The organism is Ancylobacter moscoviensis (assembly GCF_007559435.1).
In the GTDB taxonomy this organism is placed as follows: domain Bacteria; phylum Pseudomonadota; class Alphaproteobacteria; order Rhizobiales; family Xanthobacteraceae; genus Ancylobacter; species Ancylobacter moscoviensis.
Genome location: NZ_VMBP01000001.1, coordinates 1,159,598 through 1,177,216, shown reverse-complemented (window position 1 = coordinate 1,177,216; position 17,619 = coordinate 1,159,598). Strand labels below are relative to the sequence as shown.

General features: G+C 66.9%; 15 protein-coding genes and 1 riboswitch. Of the genes, 9 read left to right on the top strand and 6 right to left on the bottom strand.

Annotated elements, in window-relative coordinates:
- Positions 1-28 precede the first annotated feature (28 nt).
- A riboswitch (guanidine-I (ykkC/yxkD leader) is annotated at positions 29-150 on the top strand.
- Positions 151-248: 98 nt separating this feature from the next.
- The 3 genes from FO470_RS05455 to hemA all read left to right on the top strand — a co-directional run bounded on the left by FO470_RS05455 (position 249) and on the right by hemA (position 3,349).
- On the top strand, positions 249-1,454 hold the full coding sequence (locus FO470_RS05455) for an agmatinase family protein (RefSeq protein ID WP_144342078.1): 1,206 nt from the start codon (positions 249-251) through the stop codon (positions 1,452-1,454).
- 38 nt (positions 1,455-1,492) lie between these two features.
- On the top strand, positions 1,493-1,987 hold the full coding sequence (locus FO470_RS05450) for a hypothetical protein (protein ID WP_144341855.1): 495 nt from the start codon (positions 1,493-1,495) through the stop codon (positions 1,985-1,987).
- A 135-nt stretch (positions 1,988-2,122) separates the two neighbouring features.
- On the top strand, positions 2,123-3,349 hold the full coding sequence (gene hemA, locus FO470_RS05445) for a 5-aminolevulinate synthase (RefSeq protein WP_144341854.1): 1,227 nt from the start codon (positions 2,123-2,125) through the stop codon (positions 3,347-3,349).
- Positions 3,350-3,370: 21 nt separating this feature from the next.
- Here the strand turns inward: hemA and FO470_RS05440 are convergent, their stop codons facing one another.
- Positions 3,371-4,486, bottom strand: a complete 1,116-nt coding sequence (locus tag FO470_RS05440) for an AbrB family transcriptional regulator (RefSeq protein WP_144341853.1) — start codon at positions 4,484-4,486, stop codon at positions 3,371-3,373.
- 123 nt (positions 4,487-4,609) lie between these two features.
- On the opposite strand from FO470_RS05440, the gene hemN reads away from it, so the two are divergent.
- A complete protein-coding gene (gene hemN, locus FO470_RS05435; RefSeq protein WP_144341852.1) occupies positions 4,610-5,929 on the top strand; it encodes an oxygen-independent coproporphyrinogen III oxidase in 1,320 nt (439 codons plus the stop codon).
- A 117-nt stretch (positions 5,930-6,046) separates the two neighbouring features.
- On the opposite strand, the gene FO470_RS05430 is transcribed toward hemN, so the two are convergent.
- The 5 genes from FO470_RS05430 to FO470_RS05410 all read right to left on the bottom strand — a co-directional run bounded on the left by FO470_RS05430 (position 6,047) and on the right by FO470_RS05410 (position 10,389).
- On the bottom strand, positions 6,047-6,691 hold the full coding sequence (locus FO470_RS05430) for a Crp/Fnr family transcriptional regulator (RefSeq protein WP_144341851.1): 645 nt from the start codon (positions 6,689-6,691) through the stop codon (positions 6,047-6,049).
- Positions 6,692-6,877: 186 nt separating this feature from the next.
- Entirely contained in the window at positions 6,878-7,225 is a 348-nt protein-coding gene (locus FO470_RS05425; protein WP_144341850.1) for a response regulator, read from the bottom strand.
- 113 nt (positions 7,226-7,338) lie between these two features.
- Positions 7,339-7,956 (bottom strand): response regulator transcription factor, encoded by a 618-nt coding sequence (locus FO470_RS05420; RefSeq protein ID WP_144341849.1) that lies wholly within the window; start codon positions 7,954-7,956, stop codon positions 7,339-7,341.
- 11 nt (positions 7,957-7,967) lie between these two features.
- The gene (locus FO470_RS05415) at positions 7,968-9,119 is read right to left on the bottom strand and encodes a two-component system sensor histidine kinase NtrB (protein WP_144341848.1); all 1,152 of its coding nucleotides are present in this window, start codon (positions 9,117-9,119) and stop codon (positions 7,968-7,970) included.
- A gap of 61 nt (positions 9,120-9,180) precedes the next feature.
- Complete coding sequence (locus tag FO470_RS05410; protein ID WP_144341847.1) at positions 9,181-10,389, bottom strand: pyridoxal phosphate-dependent aminotransferase; 1,209 nt, start codon at positions 10,387-10,389, stop codon at positions 9,181-9,183.
- 904 nt (positions 10,390-11,293) lie between these two features.
- On the opposite strand from FO470_RS05410, the gene FO470_RS05405 reads away from it, so the two are divergent.
- From FO470_RS05405 to FO470_RS05385, 5 genes are all read left to right on the top strand, one after another.
- On the top strand, positions 11,294-13,060 hold the full coding sequence (locus tag FO470_RS05405; RefSeq protein WP_186291841.1) for a glycosyltransferase family 2 protein: 1,767 nt from the start codon (positions 11,294-11,296) through the stop codon (positions 13,058-13,060).
- A 62-nt stretch (positions 13,061-13,122) separates the two neighbouring features.
- Complete coding sequence (locus FO470_RS05400) at positions 13,123-14,580, top strand: UbiA family prenyltransferase (RefSeq protein ID WP_144341845.1); 1,458 nt, start codon at positions 13,123-13,125, stop codon at positions 14,578-14,580.
- The gene (locus FO470_RS05395) at positions 14,577-15,908 is read left to right on the top strand and encodes an FAD-binding oxidoreductase (RefSeq protein WP_144341844.1); all 1,332 of its coding nucleotides are present in this window, start codon (positions 14,577-14,579) and stop codon (positions 15,906-15,908) included. Before FO470_RS05400 ends, FO470_RS05395 begins: the two co-directional genes overlap by 4 nt.
- Entirely contained in the window at positions 15,859-16,674 is an 816-nt protein-coding gene (locus FO470_RS05390; protein WP_246659476.1) for an SDR family NAD(P)-dependent oxidoreductase, read from the top strand. The genes FO470_RS05395 and FO470_RS05390 overlap by 50 nt, the downstream gene beginning before the upstream one ends.
- Complete coding sequence (locus FO470_RS05385) at positions 16,671-17,606, top strand: NAD-dependent epimerase/dehydratase family protein (RefSeq protein WP_144341842.1); 936 nt, start codon at positions 16,671-16,673, stop codon at positions 17,604-17,606. Before FO470_RS05390 ends, FO470_RS05385 begins: the two co-directional genes overlap by 4 nt.
- Positions 17,607-17,619 lie beyond the last annotated feature (13 nt).

Genomic DNA, 17,619 nt, shown 5'->3' with positions numbered 1-17,619 from the left:
GGCCGGCGGCAGGTGGCTCTACGCTTAGTACAAATGTCCCTAGGGTTCCGGCGCCGATGACCACGTGTCACCGGCGCGGCTGGTCCGAGAGGGGCAGCCCGGCGCTGCCGACAGGCGCCGGGTCCACGGCGGGACAAAAGCCCGGGAGGTTCGCGCGACGGCATTCGCGGCGCAGACCCTCCGGCCATCCGCCCGGGTCTCCCCGCGAAGGCCGCGTTCAGGTCCTTCGGCGGAATGGAGATTCCATGATGCGCCACTCTCCCCAGCGTTCCACTCACATGGCGGGCCTGCGGCCCGTCCCCGCGCGCCTGCGCCGCCACCACCCCAATTTCGAGATCAAGGGGATGCAGGGCTGGAAGGCGCTGGAGGCCGAGGAGGGCCTCTCCGAGGCCGGCTGGCGCAAGGAGCAGCAATGGGCGCTCGACATGGGCCTGCCCGGCGCCGACTCGATCACCGACAAGTCGATCCCGACCTTCGCGCGCGGCGAGCTGCCCCATTTCGCCGGCATCAACACCTTCCTCAAGGCGCCCTATGTCGAGAATGTGCGCGATGTCGGCAAGTACGATGCCGCCGTGCTCGGCATCCCCTTCGACAGCGGTACCACCTACCGCCCCGGCACCCGCTTCGGGCCGCAGGGCATCCGCCGCATCTCGGCGCTCTACACGCCCTATAATTACGAGCTCGGCGTCGACCTGCGCGAGCAGATGACGCTGTGCGACGCGGGCGACGTGTTCACCATTCCCGCCAACCTCGAGAAGAGCTTCGACCAGATCTCGAAGGGCGTCAGCCACGTCTTCTCCTCCGGCGCGCTGCCGATCATGCTCGGCGGCGACCATTCCATCGGCTTTCCCTGCGTGCGCGGCATCGCCGAGTGCACCTCCAAGCGCATCGGCATCATCCATTTCGACCGCCACATCGACATCCAGGAAAAGGATCTCGACGAGCGCATGCACACCACGCCCTGGTACTGGGCGACGAACCTGCCGAACGTCTCGCCGAAGAACCTCGTACAGCTCGGCATCGGCGGCTGGCAGGTTCCGCGCTACGGCGTGCAGGAGGCGCGCAAGCGCGGCACCAACGTGCTGACCATCGACGACATCGAGAAGATCGGGCTGGAGAAGACGGCCGAGATCGCCCTCGAACTCGCCTGGAAGGATGCCGACGCGGTCTACATCTCCTTCGACGTCGACAGCATCGACTGCGGCTTCGTCCCCGGCACCGGCTGGCCGGAGCCCGGCGGCTTCCTGCCGCGCGAGGCGCTGAAGATCCTCGGCCTCGTCGCCGCCGAGGGCCTGTGCGGGCTGGAGGTGGTGGAGGTCTCGCCGCCCTACGACACCTCGGACATCACAGCCCTGTTCGGCCTGCGGGTCGTGGTCGAGGCGCTCGGCTCGATGGTGGCGCATGGCAAGCTCGGCAGCCACAAGCACATCATCGACAAGCCGGTGAGCTTCTGAGTCCGCCTCTTGGGAAGGGCGAGCAAGGGGAGAGAACCATGCATCGCGGCCACGATCACCACGACCACGGCGCCGGCGGGCACCTGCATGCGCATTCGCACGGCCATCCCCACGGGGGGCACAATCACCTCCACGCCCCGCGCCCGACCGCGCAGTGGCAGACCCCGCATCTGCCCGAGCCGCCGGAGGAGAGCGACCATGCGCATGTCGAGCCGGATCTCGACCTCGTCGAGAAGGCCTTCGTCGAAGGCTTCTCCTCGGCCAGCGATCCCACGAGCTTCCTGCGCCTCGCCCATGTGCCCTTCGATGCCGTGACTGTCGAGGGCGTTCGCGTCAGCCTCCTGCGGGTGGAGGCGGACGAGGTGACCGACGTCGGCGCGGTCATGCCGCATCTGGGCGGCGGCGGCTTCCGGCACGACCCGCTCCCCGCCCATATGGTGTCGCGCCGGAGACGGCTGCGCTTCGTCTATTTCGACGGCCGCGCGACGGTGCCGATGACGCTCGCCGAGGTGCGCACGCTCGCGCAGACGTGACGCAGCGCCCTTTTCAATAGGCGCGCCCGATCGCCGCGTCCGGGCTTTGCCGGGTTGATCGGAACCGCTCCAAAGTTCATGTTGCCCACCAAGCGCCCCGCCCCGTCGCGGGCGGCGGCCGAGTTGGGATGCGCCATGGACTACGCACGTTTCTTCCAGGATGCCGTCGACACTCTCAAGCAGGAGCGTCGCTACCGCACCTTCGCCGAGATCGAACGCGATACCGCGCGCTTCCCACACGCCGTCTGGCACTCGCCGCAGGGCGAGCGCGACATCGTCATCTGGTGCTCCAACGACTATCTCGGCATGGGATGCCACGAGACCGTGGTGGAAGCCATGTGCGCCACTGCCCGGCAGGCCGGCGCGGGCGCCGGCGGCACGCGCAACATTTCGGGCAACAGCCACGCCATCGTCGAGCTGGAGGATGAGCTCGCCGACCTGCACGGCAAGGAAGCGGCGCTCGTCTTCACGTCCGGCTACGTATCGAACCAGACCGGCATCTCGACACTGGCCAAGCTCATCCCCGACTGCCTGATCCTGTCCGATGCGCTGAACCACAACTCGATGATCGAGGGCGTGCGCCAGGCCGGACGCGACAAGCAGGTCTTCCGCCACAACGACCTCGCCCATCTCGAGGAACTGCTGCGTGCGGCCGGCGACCGGCCGAAGCTGATCGTCTTCGAGAGCATCTACTCGATGGACGGCGACGTCTCGCCGATCGGCGCGATCTGCGACCTCGCCGACGAATACGGCGCGATGACCTATCTCGACGAAGTGCACGCGGTCGGCATGTACGGCCCGCGCGGCGCCGGCGTCGCCGAGCGTGACGGGGTCATGGCCCGGGTCGACGTGATCGAGGGCACCCTCGGCAAGGCGTTCGGCGTGGTCGGCGGCTACATCACCGGCAAGCGGGCGGTCATGGATGCGGTGCGCTCCTACGCGCCGGGCTTCATCTTCACCACGGCCCTGCCGCCGGCAATCGCCGCCGCCGCCGCCGCCTCGGTGCGCCATCTCAAGAATTCCGGCGCCGAGCGCGCCCGCCAGCAGGCGCAGGTCGCCGAGGTCAAGCGGGCGCTCGATCTCGCCGGCCTGCCGCAGATCGTCACCGACACCCACATCGTGCCGGTGATGGTGGGCGACGCGAAGGCCTGCAAGGCGGCGAGCGACCTGCTGCTGTCCGAGCACGGCATCTACATCCAGCCGATCAACTACCCCACCGTGCCGCGCGGCACGGAGCGGCTGCGCATCACCCCCGGCCCGTTCCACGACGACGCGCTCGTCGCCCATCTGGCGCGCGCTCTGACGGATGTCTGGACCCGGCTCGGGCTGCCCTTCGCGGAGCGCGCCGAAGCGGCGGAATAATCCGCCGCCGGCCCGGCCGGCTCAGTCCTTCGGCTCGGTCTTGTCTAGCTCGACATTCTCGGACGGAATTTCCGCCCGGCCGAAGAAGACGCGCGCCAGCACCGGAATCAGCAGGGCGAGGCCAAGGAAGCGCGTCAGATGGTGCGCGGCCACGAAGGCCGGATCGATACCCAGCACGAAGGCCATGATGGTCATCGCCTCCAGCGCGCCAGGCACATAAGCCAACAGCACCTTCGGCAACGGCTCGTCGGCGAGCCAGGAGCCGAGCACCGCGAAGGCAAGCGCGACTCCTGTCGCGATCAGCAGCGCCACCAGCGAATCGACGAAGAAACGGCGCAGCGTCTCCAGCCGCGTTCCGGCGAAGCGGCTGCCGGTATTGGCGCCCAGCACCACGAAGCCGACGATGAGGAAGAGATCGGGCAGCCGTCCCTCGATCAAGCCGGCCCCATGCACGACGCCGCTCGCCAGCATCGAACCGACCATCGCCCCTCCGGGAAAGCGCATGCGTTCGGCGAGCAGGCCGCTCACGATGCCGACGCCGAGCGAGAGGAAGAAGCTCGTCAGATCCGGCACCACCGGGTTGATCGGCAGCGTGCCCGCCGGCTGGTGGCCGAGCCCGCCCATCGCCGCCGGCAGCAGCGCCACCAGCACGAAGAGCCGCAGCGACTGGCCGAATACCACCCGCCGCGTATCGGCGCCGGAGCTTTCCGCCATGATCAGCACGGTGGAGAGCGCCCCCGGCGCGGCCGCGAAGAAGGCGCTGCGCCGGTCCCAGCCAGCCACCTTCTCGAGATAGGCGATGACCGCCACCATCATCACCGGCACGGAGGCGACCAGCACCGACATGGTCACCGGCCAGGTGGTGATGCCCTTCAGCGTGTCCGGCGTGATGGAGGAACCCATCGAGGTGCCGAGAATGATGTAGATGCACAGGCGCGTGGTCTTCTCCACGCCCACTGGCGCGCCGAGCAGCGCCGCGACGGCCGTCGCCACCAGGGCACCCGACAGCCAGCCGGCGGGCATGCCCAGCCAGGCGAAAACCCCGCCGCCGGCAAAGGCGAGCACCAGCGTCGCGCCGTACCAGGCGAGGCGCCGCGGCGAGAAATCGAGCTTCGTCAGGAAGGGAGGTAGCGGCATCAGGCGGGACCGGCGACGTTCAGCGCTTGAAACGGTGCATCACCGGCGCGCGAACGACGCGGCGATGTCCCGAGTTTGCGCCGGATCAATGCGACGAATGCCGCCTTCGGTCAAACAATCTGCATGCATAGTGCAACCCTCATCCACGCAGAGCGGGCCGTCCCGCGCTACACCTCCTATCCGACCGCGCCGCATTTCACGGCGGACATCGGATCGGACCAGCACGCCGCATGGCTTGCCGACCTGCCCGAGGACGCGACGCTCTCGCTCTATCTGCATGTCCCGTTCTGCCCGGCGCTCTGCTTCTATTGCGGCTGCACCACCAAGGCGACACGCCGGGCCGAGCCCGTAGCCGCCTACGCGGCGCGGCTGGAACGCGAGATCGCGGCGGTCGCCGCCCGCGTCGGCCGGCGCGCCGTCACCCATATCGCCTGGGGCGGCGGGACACCGAGCCTTCTCGGACCCGAGGCGCTGAAGCGCATCGGTGCCTTCATCGCCGAGGCGTTCAACCTCGACCACCTCGCCGAATATGCCTTCGAGCTCGATCCGCGCGAGACCGACGCCGGGGTCGCCGACGCCCTCGCCGCCATGGGCGTCGACCGCGTGAGCCTCGGCGTGCAGGATTTCAGCGCCCATGTGCAGAGCGCCATCGGGCGGGTGCAGCCCTTCGGCACGGTGGAACGGGCGGTGCGCCTGCTGCGCGAGGCCGGCATCGCCTCGATCAATCTCGACCTCATGTACGGCCTGCCCTACCAGAGCGAGCGCGACGTACGCCGCACGGCGCGGCTGGCGACGCTGCTGGCGCCGGAACGGCTCGCCCTGTTCGGCTACGCCCATGTGCCGTGGATGCGGCCGAATCAGAAGCGGATCGACGAGAAGGCCCTGCCCGGTCCGGCCGAGCGGCTGGAGCAGTCGGAAGCGGCGCGTGCCGTGCTGCTGGCCGATGGCTACGTCGCCATCGGCCTCGACCATTTCGCGCGCCCCGAAGATCCGCTGGCCCGTGCCGCCGCCGAGCACCAGCTCAAGCGCAACTTCCAAGGCTACACCGCCGATCGCGCCGACGTGCTGATCGGACTTGGCGCCTCGGCCATCAGCCGCTTTCCGCAGGGCTTCACCCAGAACGCGCCGGACGTCGCTTCCTATATGCGCGCCATCGATGCCGGTCGATTCGCTGCCGTGCGCGGCGTCGCCTTCACGGCGGACGACCTTACGCGCGGTGCACTCATCGAGCGGCTGATGTGCGATCTCGAGGTCGACCTCGACGCGCCGACCCTCGCGGAAGCGGCGCCGCGCCTGGCCGATCTGGCCGCGGACGGGCTGCTGACCATCGAGGGGCGCCACATCGCCATGACCTCGGTCGGCCGCCCCTTCGTCCGTCTCGCTGCCGCCGCGCTCGACCATCGGCTGCAAGCCAGCGCCGCGCGTCATTCGGCGGCGGTTTGATCCCCGCTCTGGCGGCGGCAATAAAAAAGGCGCCCCGCAAGAGGCGGAGCGCCGAGGCAAAGCCCTGGAAGGGGCTTGGGGCGTCAAAGACCGACGATGTCGCGTCGGCGAAAAGGCTCAGAGGGCGCCGGCGAGACGGCGCATGCTACCGCGATCCTGAATCCGCACCTCGTCGGCGCGCTGCAGGGCGACGAGGCCGCGCCGCTTGAGCTCGGAAAAGGCGCGGCTCACCGTCTCCAGCGTCAGGCCGAGGAAATCGGCGATCTCCTGCCGCGTCATGGAAAGATGCAGCGTGCCACCACCCACCATGCCTTCCGGCATGAGGCGGAGCAGGAAGAAGGCGACCCGTTCCAGCGCCGACATGCGGCCAAGCACCAGGGCGTGGGAGTGCATCACGCAGAGCTGGGCCTCGAAGTGGCGCAGCAGGCGGCTGGCCAGCATAGGATCGCGTTCCAGCGCGCTCCGCTCATGGGTCGTGATCGTGGCGGGCGTCAGCGTCTCGGCAGAACAGGCATAGGCATCGTCATGGGCGAGGCCGAACACATCGCCCGGACCGAGAAGCTCGACAACTTGGCGGCGCCCGTCGGGCAGGAGCTTGGTCAGCATCACCGCACCCTCGACAACCTCCATGATGCGCCGGGCCGGATCGCCCTCATGCAGCACGGTGACGTGGGCGGCCACCCGCAGATTCGAGCAGTGCGGCTCCACGAAGGCCGGCTGGCGTGTCGGACTGCCGGTGCGTTCTTCGATGATCTGTCGCATCTGTTCGCTCCACCTGATTGCGACATGACGTTAGAGCGGGACGGAAGGCGGCACAGTTCGGTGGGCTGCGTAAGTGACTTTCCGGAAGCGGCGCCCGATCGCGCCTGCCGGGAACCGGCAACGATCCCACTCACGACGCTCCCGATAGCCGCTTCCATCGGCCTTCGGTCGAAGAGCGATCCCCGGCTATTCGACCGGCAATGCCTGGGTCAGCGCCTCGACGTCGAGCGGCTTGCGCACCAGCCGGGCCGGGCTGAGGCCGCGCAGCTGATGATCGATGAAGCTCTGCGATTGCCCGGTGATCACCACCACGCGCGGCGGCGCGGCAAGATTCAGCAGCCAGCGCACGAGCTGCGCGCCGGGGATGCCGGGCAGGCTGAGATCGACGATCACCGCGTCACGGGCATCCGGCGGCGCCACCTTGAACAGGCTTTCGGCGTCGGGATAGGAGATCACCTTATGACCGATATTACTGAGGATGAGGGCGAGGGAATCGCTCACCCCGGCATCATCCTCAACGACATGAACCCGCAAAGACTCTCTCCCGCATTTGTCGAAGACAGTGGGAAAGAGCGGTCGGGTCAGCAATTCGTAGGGATGCGTAGGAGAGGTGCGCCGGAGGGGCAGGCGCAAGAGCGCCTTTGCCTTCAGGCGCGCATGTCCTTGAGCACGATCCGCACCAGATCGGCGGCGTTCTTGGCACCGAGCTTTTCCATGATCCGGGCGCGGTGAACCTCGATGGTGCGCGGGCTGATCCCCAGCTTGCGGCCGGCCTCCTTGTTGGAGGCGCCGGAGGCGATCTGCACCAGCACCTCGCGCTCGCGCGGGGTGAGCAGCTCATGGCCCGGGAAATGCGCGGTCAGCAGGTCGTTCGGCTCCGCCATGCCGCGGCGGCCGTGCGCCTCGATGGCTTCGCGCACCCGCTCCACCACCGTGTCGGCATCGAACGGCTTCTCGATGAAGTCGAGCGCCCCATGGCGGATCGCATCCACCGCCATCGGGATGTCGCCCTGCCCCGAAATGATGAAGATCGGCGCGGGATAGCGATCGGCTTCCAGCTCTTTCAGGATGTCGAGGCCGGAGCGGCCGGGCATGTGCACGTCGAGCACGACGCAGGACGGCACGTGGCTGCGGGCCACGGAAAGGAACGCCGCCCCGTCGGAGAACCCGCGGACATGATAGCCCTCGAGACTCAGGACCAGTGAAAGCGCGTCACGCACCGCCGCATCGTCGTCGACGATGAAGATCTCTCCCAACTGCGCCATGCCACGCTCCTTCACCCAACCTCGATCGGCTCGGACGATGCCGGCAGGATCAGCGAGAAACACGCGCCCCTGCCATTGCCGCCCGGATCGACCACGAGATCCCCTCCGTGGTTCTGGGCGATCGTCCGTGAAATCGCAAGGCCGAGACCCATGCCGCGACGTTTTGAACTAGCAAAAGCTTCGAACAGCTTCGGTAATGCCTCCGGCATGATGCCCGGACCGTTGTCCTGCACCTCCAGCACGACGCTGTCCTCCGCCATCCGTGTGCGGATATGGATGGCGGGGTCGGTGGCGCCGGCCGCCGCCTCGATGGCGTTGCGCACCAGATTGACGACGATCTGCTGGATCTGCACCGGATCCACCGACACCGGCGGCAGGTCCGACGCCTGCTTGCGCTCGATGCGGATGCGGTGGCGCTGGCCCAGCAGCGTCAGGTCGATCGCTTCGTCGATCAGCGGGTCCAGTTCACGCACGTGCCGTTCCGGCTCGCGCTTTTCGACGAACTGGCGCATGCGCTGGATGATGTGGCCAGCCCGCTCCGCCTCGCCCGCCGCCTTGTCCAGGATTTCGCCGACCACCTTGACGATGTCGACGCCCCGGCTGTGGGCGCGGCGTATGGCCTGGAGGTAGAGCATCAGGGCGGTCAGCGGCTGGTTCAGTTCGTGAGCGATGGCCGCGCCCATCTCGTCGATGGCCGAGACGCGCGCCAGGTGCACGAGTTCGCTCTGGAGATCGGCAAGCCGCTGCTCGCTTTCCTTGCGCGGCCGCAGATCGCGCAGGATGCCGATGAACTGGCGCCCGTCCGGCGTGGCCGCCTCGCCGACAGAAAGTTCGAGCGGAAAGATGGTACCGTCGGCGTGCCGGCCACGCACTTCGCGGCCGATGCCGATGATCTTCTTCACGCCGGTACGAATATAGCTGCCGACATACTGGTCGTGCTGGTCGGCATATTCCGTCGGCATGACGATCTTGACGTTCTGCCCGACCGCCTCGGCGGCCTGGATGCCGAACATCTTCTCGCAGGCCTTGTTGAAGATCAGGATGCGCGCGTGCTCGTCGATGACGATGATGCCGTCCGCCGCGGTATCGAGCACCGACAGCAGACGCGCCTCCGACACAGTCGGCGGCGGAAGCGACTCGGAAGGGGCACTGAAATCTTGCATTTTTCCAGTGTGCGCCGTGGACCGTGCGCCCGCAAGTTACCTCCGGGCACATTCCCCTTCGTCACCTCTGCAGCCAGCGCACCAGCCGATCCGTCGCCTCGCCGATCTGTCCCTCGCCGCGCGCGAAGCAGAGCCGGATGTAGCTCTCGCCACCCGGACCGAAGGCGGTGCCGGGCGCCAGGCCGATGGCCGCCTCGTCCACCAGCTTGAGGGCGAGGGCGCGGGTATCGCTTTCGCCCTCGACGCCGAAGAACATGTAGAAGGCGCCCGGCGGCGGCGCGAAGTGCACCCGGTTGGAGGTCGCGAGACCGGCGGCCACGATGTCGCGTCCGCGCCGCGCGCGCTCGATCTGATGGGCGACGAAGCTCTCGCCGCGCTCCAGCGCGGCAACGCCGGCCCTCTGGATGAAGGCGGCGACGCCCGAGGTGGAGTACTGGATCAGATTCTCCAGCACCGCTCCAAGCGAAGGATCCGCCTCGATCCAGCCGAGGCGCCAGCCGGTCATCGCCCAGTTCTTGGAGAAGGTCTGGACGAAGAGAATGCGGTCCTCCGGCTCCATCACATCGTGGAAGGACGGTGCGCGCCCCGCTTCGCCGGCCTCATAGTAGAAGCGACCATAGATTTCGTCGGCGACGATCCAGAGGCCATGCCGGCGGGCAATGTCGAGCACGCCGCGCAGGGCTTCATGCGAGGCGACGAAGCCGGTGGGGTTGGCGGGCGTATTGATGAAGATCACCCGCGTACGCGGCGTGACCGCGCTCTCCAGCCGGTCGAGATCGAGCCAGAAGCCCCGCACCTCGTCGAAGGAGAACGGCACATAGACGGGTCGTGCACCGATCACCTCCGCTGCCGCCGCCGCGTTCGGCCAGGACGGCGAAGGGATCAGGATCTCCTCGCCGGCCGAAAGCGTGAGCGCCAGCGCGATCTGGATCGCCTGCATGCCCGAGCCGGTGACGAAGAACCGTTCAGGATCCTCCGCCTGGCCGTAGAGCCGGCTCATGTAGCGGGCAATGGCGGCGCGCAGCTCGGGAATGCCCCGCTGCCACGTATAGAACGTCTCGCCCGCGGCGAGCGACCGGGTGGCCGCCTCGCTGATGAAGGAAGGGGTGGGCAGGTCGCCCTCGCCCGCCCAAAGCGGAATCATCCCTTCACGCTGGCGGCCATAATTCATCACCTCGACGATGCCGCTTTCCGGCAAAGAGAGGGCCTGCGGCCGGATGTGATCGAGCAGGGACGGCGGCTGGGGCAAGGAGGCGGAAGTACCGGACATGAGCGCGAAGCGGGTTGTTGCTGGGAGGGCAGCATAGCAGGGAGAATCACCCCGAAAGCATCAAAAGGCGTGACGAAACCATGACAGGAGATCATGGATCGGGCTTGATTCCGACGCTGGCACTCTCGGGCGGAAAATATCCACAAATCTCATGCGTGCGCCCGCGCCCCCCATACCGGATCGACCCATGCAGATCTCTCCGGAATTTGCAGGAGTTTCATCGTAAATTATGAGCAGATGCCCCACCGCTCCACGCCAAATCCACTATTGATGCCTCCGGCGAACGATAAATCGTTCTATTCGCCACCTGAAACAAAGATATTCCCTATCCATCAGCGTTGAGAAAAGCCGTTCCGAAGTTCAATACGATGGTCGGACATGCCATCAGGAGCCTGGCCGTTCAATGGGCATCGCTCTCGAACTTGAACGGTTCGATAATACGCCATGGCAGCTTTCGGCCCCGGCTCACTCCCCTTCGTTCTGCCTTCACCATCGGCGCTTGAGCCACCCCATGCCGACATCGTATCAACAAAATGATGGCATTTTGCTCGATTATTAAGTGAGCGCCGAACGCGTCGGGACGGGCGGGAAACGTCCGGAAACCCAGCAGAAACGCTGGGGTGGACGCGTTACGGAAATAGAGCGAGTTGCGTAAGCGGACGGGCACATTCGGGGACGTCAGTCTCGAAGAATGGCCGCCCTCCATCGTCGCGGGAAAGCCATGTTGAGCCGGGGGGGCCGACTGATACGTCGAATGACCTTGCGGGTCCTGTTCCACACGAACGGAAGGCCACGAGGCTATGTCCGGCGGATGTTCCCGTCGGCCTTCAGCTCCCGGACGGCCGCTCTCGCGGAGGAGCAGAGGCGGAGCATCGCTCCCTCGTCTCGTTCCTATGGCAAATGGGTGAAGCGGCACGACACGCTGTCGGCGGCGGATCGGGAGGCGATCCGGGCGCATCTCGCGCAGCTGCCCTATCAGCCTCTCATCTCGGTGATCGTGCCGACCTACAACACCCCGGCCACCGTCCTGCGTGAGATGGTCGAATCGGTGAAGGCGCAGCTCTATCCGAACTGGGAACTGTGCATCGCCGACGACGCCTCGCCCGAGCCGCATGTCGCCGCCCTGCTGGCCGAACTCGCGGCCGGCGATCCGCGCGTCAAATGGGTCCAGCGCAAGAGCAACGGCCATATCTCCGCCGCCAGCAACAGCGCCCTGGAACTGGCGAGCGGTGCGTTCGTCGCCCTTCTGGATCATGACGACCTTCTGGCCGAGCACGCCCTCTACGAGGTCGCCGTCGAGCTGAACGCCCATCCCGATGCCGAAATCGTCTACTCCGACGAGGACAAGATCGACGAGAAGGGCGAACGCTACGACCCCTACTTCAAGCCCGACTACAGCTACGAGCAGCTCCTCGGCCAGAACGTCATCAACCACCTCGGCGTCTACCGGCGGGACAGCGTGATCGCGGTCGGCGGCTTCCGGCTTGGCCTGGAGGGTAGCCAGGACTACGACCTGGCCCTGCGCATCGTCCATCGCTGCGCGCCGGAGCAGATCCGCCACATACCCGCCATCCTGTATCACTGGCGCCAGAGTCCGAACGGCAGCTCCTTCTCGCAGGAACAGCTCGAACGCTGCATCGTGGCCGCCCGCGCGGCGATCCAGGAACGGCTCGACGAGACCGGTACCCGCGCCGTCGTCGCGGTCAATCCGGCCGTGCCGGTCTGGCACCGGGTGACGTGGGCGATCCCTACGCCAGCGCCGCTGGTGAGCATCCTCATCCCCACACGGGACCGCGCCGGTCTCGTGCGCCAGTGCGTCGATGGAATCCTCGACCGCACCGACTATCCCCATGTCGAGATCCTGATCATCGACAATGGCAGCGTCGAGCCGGAGAGCTTCGCGCTCTTCGAGGAACTCAAGAAGGATGCGCGCATCCGGGTGCTGCGCGTGGAGGGCGAGTTCAACTACTCCGCCCTCAACAATGCCGCGGCCCGCGAGGCCAGGGGCGACGTGCTGCTGCTGCTCAACAACGATATCGACGTCATCGGACCGCACTGGCTCGGCGAGCTCGTCGGCCTCGTCATGCGGCCGGATATCGGCATAGCCGGAGCGAAGCTGCTCTATGCCGACAACCGTGTCCAGCATGCCGGCGTCCGGCTCGGCATGGGCACCTTCGACGGCGGCGACGGCATTGCCGGCCATGTCGGTCATTTCGAGACACGGCAGGAGGTTGGCTATTTCGGCCAACTCGCCCTGACCCGCGACGTCAGCGCCGTGACCGGCGCCTGCCTTGCCGTCCGGCGCGAGATCTACGAAGCGCTCGGCGGCCTCGACGAGGTCAACCTGAAGGTGGCCTTCAACGACGTGGACTTCTGCCTGCGCGTACGGGAGGCCGGCTACCGCGTCGTCTGGACCCCCTTCGCCGAGCTCCATCATTACGAATCGGTATCGCGCGGCCCCGACAGCGCCCCCGACAAGGTCGAGCGCTTCAACGGCGAGGCCCGCTACATGCGTCGGCGGTGGGGCGAACTTCTCGTCAACGACCCCTTCCACAACCCCAACTTCACCAATTATACCGCTGAACTCAGACTGGCCTTTCCGCCGAGACGCTTGAGGCCCTGGGCAATGAACACGCCCGAGGAAAAGGTCGTCCGGGTTGAGAGTCGCTAGCGATATGACCCCCGCGCGCGGAAGGCTGTCAGTCTTCGGAGCGGTATTTTAGGGAGAGGCGGATGAGCACCGTCGCGGCAAGCACCGTTGCTTCGCGCAGGGTGATCGTGGTCGACCTCGACCACACGCTGATCAAGTCCGACTCCCTGCACGAACAGCTGGCGCGTTTCGTCTTCCGCAAGCCCAAGCTCCTGCCGCAGCTCGCCTTGGCCCTTTTCCAAGGAAAGGCGGCCTTCAAGGCGTTCTGTGCCGACCATATCGTGCTCGATCCGGAGAACCTGCACACCTGTGCGGACATTCTCGGCTTTCTCCATGACGAGGCGGAGCGCGGCAGCCATATCGTGCTCTGCACGGCGGCCGACCGGCGCATCGCGCAAAGCGTCGCCGATCACCTCGGCATCTTCGACGAGGTGATCGCCACCCATGACGGCATCAATCTGAAGGGCGACGCGAAAGCGCGGCTTCTTGCCCAGCGCTTCCCGGACGGTTTCATCTATGCCGGCGACCATGCAGCGGACCTGTCCGTCTGGGCGCTGGCCGACGGCATCGTCCTCGCCGGCGCGAGCGCGCAGGTCGCACGCCGGGCGCGCAAGCTCGGCAAGCCGGTCATCGCCGAGTTCCGCCCGCACGCGGAGCGGCCGAGCCCGCTGCGCACATGGCCGCGTGCCCTGCGCGTGCATCACTGGTCGAAGAACGTCCTGATGTTCGTACCCCTGATCCTGGGGCACGACTGGGGGAATGTCGGACTCATCCTGCAGACGCTGGCCGGCTTCTGCCTCCTGCTGCTGATGACGTCGTCAAGCTATCTCATCAACGATCTCGCCGATCTCGACGCGGACCGACGGCACCCGACCAAGCGCTTTCGCCCCATCGCCAGTGGAGCGATTCCGTTGATGCACGCGATGGTCGTTCCCATCGTGCTCATTCCGCTGGTTCTGCTTGCGGCAACCCTGCTGAGCCCGGCCTTCGCGGCAACGCTCGTGGCCTATCTCGCCATCACGCTCGCCTATTCCTTCGGGCTGAAGCGGATTCCGCTGCTCGACACCTTCATCATTGCGGCGCTTTTCACGCTGCGGCTGGTCATGGGGATCGCGCTGCTCGGCGTCTCCGCGCCGATCTGGCTGCTGACCTTCTCGATGTTCTTCTTCTTCTCCCTCGCCACGGCCAAGCGGCATACGGAGATCGTGCAGGCCCGCCAGTTCAAGGGCGGCGTGCTCAAGGCACGTGGCTACGAAGTCGACGACTGGCCGCTTACGCTTGCCTTCGGTATCGGCGCCGGCCTCGGCTCGCTCATCATCCTCGTGCTGTACATGGTCGAGGAGGCGTTCCGCATCGTCGGCTACAGCCGGCCCCAATATCTCTGGGCCATCGCGCTGATGGTGGCGATCTGGCTCGGTCGCATCTGGCTGCTGACCCATCGCGGCAAGATGCTCGACGACCCCGTCAGCTTCGCCCTGCGCGACTGGCCGAGCCGCGGCCTCGCCGTCTTCGTCGCCCTTTTCTTCCTGATCGCGCTGTGACCGGCTTCGTCGACACCGACCAGCTGGTCTCGTGGGGGCGCGTGCTCCGCGCACGGCACGATCTTGCGCGGCCGGCCTTTCTCGACGAGCTGCCCGCTCTGCTTCACGCCGGTGCCGCCTCGACAGGCAAGGTGCTGGCGGGCGGCCTGCGGCGGTCCTATGGCGACAGCTGCCTGAACGCGGACGGCGCCCTCATCGACGTCTCCGCGCTCGACCGGTTCATCGCTTTCGATCCGGCCACGCGCCTCCTGACGGCGGAAGCCGGCGTCTCGCTCGCGCAGGTCCTCGCTTGCGCCATTCCGCGTGGCTTCTTCCTGCCGGTCACGCCGGGCACCAAGTTCGTGACGCTGGGCGGGGCCGTGGCCAACGACGTCCACGGCAAGAACCATCATGGCGCCGGCACCTTCGGACGATGGGTCCGCGCGCTCACTCTCCTGCGTTCGGACGGCTCGCACCGCGAGCTGACGCCGGAGGACGAAAGCGGCCTTTTCGCCGCGACGATCGGCGGTCTCGGCCTTACCGGCGTCATCGCCACGGTGACGGTCGAGTTGCAGCCGATCTCGAGCTCGCACATGGCGACCGAAACCATCCCCTTTGCCAATCTCGGCGAGTTCTTCCGCCTCGCGCGGGACAGCGATGCCGCGCATGCCTATTCCGTCGCCTGGATCGACTGTCTCGCCAGCGGCGACGATCTCGGCCGTGGCCTGTTGACCCTCGCCGACCACGCGGCGGAGGGACCTCTCGAGGTAGCCGGCCGCCAGGGGCCGTCCATCCCGTTCGACTTTCCGGAAATCGCCCTCAACCGCTACTCGATCGCCGCCTTCAACCGGCTTTACCATTATGCTGGGGCGGCCAAGGCGGGGCGCCGCGTCGTCTCCTACGATCCCTATTTCTATCCGCTCGACGCCATCCGGAACTGGAACCGGCTCTATGGGCGCAGGGGCATGTACCAGTACCAGAGCCTGGTGCCTCCCGAGGCCGCTCCGGAGGCGACACGCGAGATGCTGCGGACGATCGCCCGCGCCGGAACGGGCTCCTTCCTCGCGGTGTTGAAGACCTTCGGCGCTGTCGCCTCGCCCGGCCTCCTGTCCTTTCCGCGGGAAGGCACGACGCTCGCCCTTGATTTTCCGAACCGTGGGCCTGAAACACTCGCCCTATTGTCGCGACTGGACGCCATCGTCCGCGAGGCGAAGGGACGTCTCTATCCGGCCAAGGACGGACGCCTTCCGCCGGATCTGTTCCATGCCGGCTATCCGGCAGCGGAGCGGTTCGCGCAACATGTCGATCCCGGCATCTCGTCTTCCTTCTGGCGACGGATGCAGAGCTGAACGGATAGAAGCGGATATGTCCCACTCCCCCCTCCGTGTGCTCATTCTGGGAGCCACCTCCGGCATCGCCGAAGTCACGGCCCGGCTGTACGCGGCCGAAGGCGCGCGGCTCGTGCTGGCCGGGCGCAACGCGGCACGGCTGCAGGCGATCGCCGCCGATCTCCGGCTGCGCGGCGCCTCCGCCGTCGATATCGCGCAGATTGATTTCGTCCGCGACGACGCCCGGCAGGCCTGGCTGGGTCTTCTCGCCACGCACGGCGCGTTCGATCATGTGCTCATCGCCTATGGCGTGCTGGGCGACCAGCCGACCGCCGAACAGGATTCGGCTGCGGCCGAGAGCATCATGGCGGCGAACTTCACCTCGCCGGCCCAGTGGTCGCTCGCCGTGGCGGAGGATTTCGAGCGCCGCGGCAGCGGCTCGCTGGTCGTCCTCGGCTCGGTGGCCGGCGATCGCGGACGCCGGGCCAATTATGTCTACGGCGCCGCCAAGGCCGGCATCGCCGCGCTGATCGAGGGCATCGCCCACCGTTTCGCCGGCAAGGGGCCGCGGGCGGTCGTCGTCAAGCCCGGCCCGACCGACACCCCGATGACCGCCGGCATGAAAAAGGGCGGCCCGCTCTGGGCGACGGCCGAGCAGGTCGCCGTGATCGTTCGCCGTGCGGCAGACAAGGGCGGCCCTGTCCAGTATGCGCCCGCCCGCTGGCGCCTCGTCATGCTGATCGTCAGACTGATCCCGTCCGCCATCTTCAACAAGATGAACCTATGACCGCCCGAAAGATCGTCGTCACCGGGGCCGCCGGCCTCGTCGGCCAGAACCTCGTCGCCCGCCTGAAAGGCCGCCCGGACATCGAACTCGTCGGCATCGACAAGCACGCGGCCAATGTCGCGCTGTTCCGGAAGGTGCATCCGGATGTCACCATCATCGAGGCCGACGTCTCGCAACCCGGCCCGTGGACCGACAGCCTCGCGGGTGCGGATGCCGTGGTGATCAATCAGGCGCAGATCGGCGGCCTGGTCGAAGACGAGTTCACGGCCAACAATGTGCGCGCCACGGAAGTGATCCTCGACGCCATGCGCCGGCACGGCATCGGCTATTTCGTCGGCATCTCCTCGTCGGTGGTGAATTCGCTCGCGGATGACTTCTACACCCGCTCCAAGACCGCGCAGGAGCAGCTCTTCGTCGAAAGCGGCATTCCCCATGTCGTGCTGCGTCCCACACTCATGTTCGGGTGGTTCGACCGCAAGCATCTGGGCTGGCTGCGCCGCTTCATGGACCGCACGCCGGTCTTCCCCATTCCGGGCGACGGGAATTATCCGCGCCAGCCGCTCTATGTCGGCGACTTCGTCTCGGTGATCGCCGCCAGCCTCGACACGCGCGCCACCGGCGTCCACGACATTTCCGGCCACGACAAGATCGCCTATGGCGAGCTGATCGCGACGATCCATGACATCGTGAAGCCCCGCGCCCGGCTGGTGCATATCCCCTACCATGTGTTCTGGGGGCTGCTCTGGCTCTATGCACGCTTCAACGCCAAGCCGCCCTTCACGACCAGCCAGCTCGAGGCACTGGTCATTCCGGAAGTGTTTCCCGTCGCTGACTGGCCGGGCACCTTCGGCGTGACCCGCACGCCGCTCCGGCAGGCGCTGGAGGAAACCTTCCTCGACCCGGCCTATGGCCGGATCGTTCTCGAATTCTAGAAGGAAGCGCCGC

Excerpts from the sequence above, each read along its gene's own strand:
- FO470_RS05420 (WP_144341849.1), bottom strand. The coding sequence starts at position 7,956 with ATGGCGCAGTTGGGAGAGATCTTCATCGTCGACGACGATGCGGCGGTG.
- FO470_RS05430 (WP_144341851.1), bottom strand. The coding sequence starts at position 6,691 with ATGCGACAGATCATCGAAGAACGCACCGGCAGTCCGACACGCCAGCCG.
- FO470_RS05400 (WP_144341845.1), top strand. The coding sequence starts at position 13,123 with ATGAGCACCGTCGCGGCAAGCACCGTTGCTTCGCGCAGGGTGATCGTG.
- hemN (WP_144341852.1), top strand. The coding sequence starts at position 4,610 with ATGCATAGTGCAACCCTCATCCACGCAGAGCGGGCCGTCCCGCGCTAC.
- FO470_RS05440 (WP_144341853.1), bottom strand. The coding sequence starts at position 4,486 with ATGCCGCTACCTCCCTTCCTGACGAAGCTCGATTTCTCGCCGCGGCGC.
- FO470_RS05385 (WP_144341842.1), top strand. The coding sequence starts at position 16,671 with ATGACCGCCCGAAAGATCGTCGTCACCGGGGCCGCCGGCCTCGTCGGC.
- FO470_RS05415 (WP_144341848.1), bottom strand. The coding sequence starts at position 9,119 with ATGCAAGATTTCAGTGCCCCTTCCGAGTCGCTTCCGCCGCCGACTGTG.
- FO470_RS05455 (WP_144342078.1), top strand. The coding sequence starts at position 249 with ATGCGCCACTCTCCCCAGCGTTCCACTCACATGGCGGGCCTGCGGCCC.
- FO470_RS05390 (WP_246659476.1), top strand. The coding sequence starts at position 15,859 with ATGTCGATCCCGGCATCTCGTCTTCCTTCTGGCGACGGATGCAGAGCT.
- hemA (WP_144341854.1), top strand. The coding sequence starts at position 2,123 with ATGGACTACGCACGTTTCTTCCAGGATGCCGTCGACACTCTCAAGCAG.
- FO470_RS05410 (WP_144341847.1), bottom strand. The coding sequence starts at position 10,389 with ATGTCCGGTACTTCCGCCTCCTTGCCCCAGCCGCCGTCCCTGCTCGAT.
- FO470_RS05450 (WP_144341855.1), top strand. The coding sequence starts at position 1,493 with ATGCATCGCGGCCACGATCACCACGACCACGGCGCCGGCGGGCACCTG.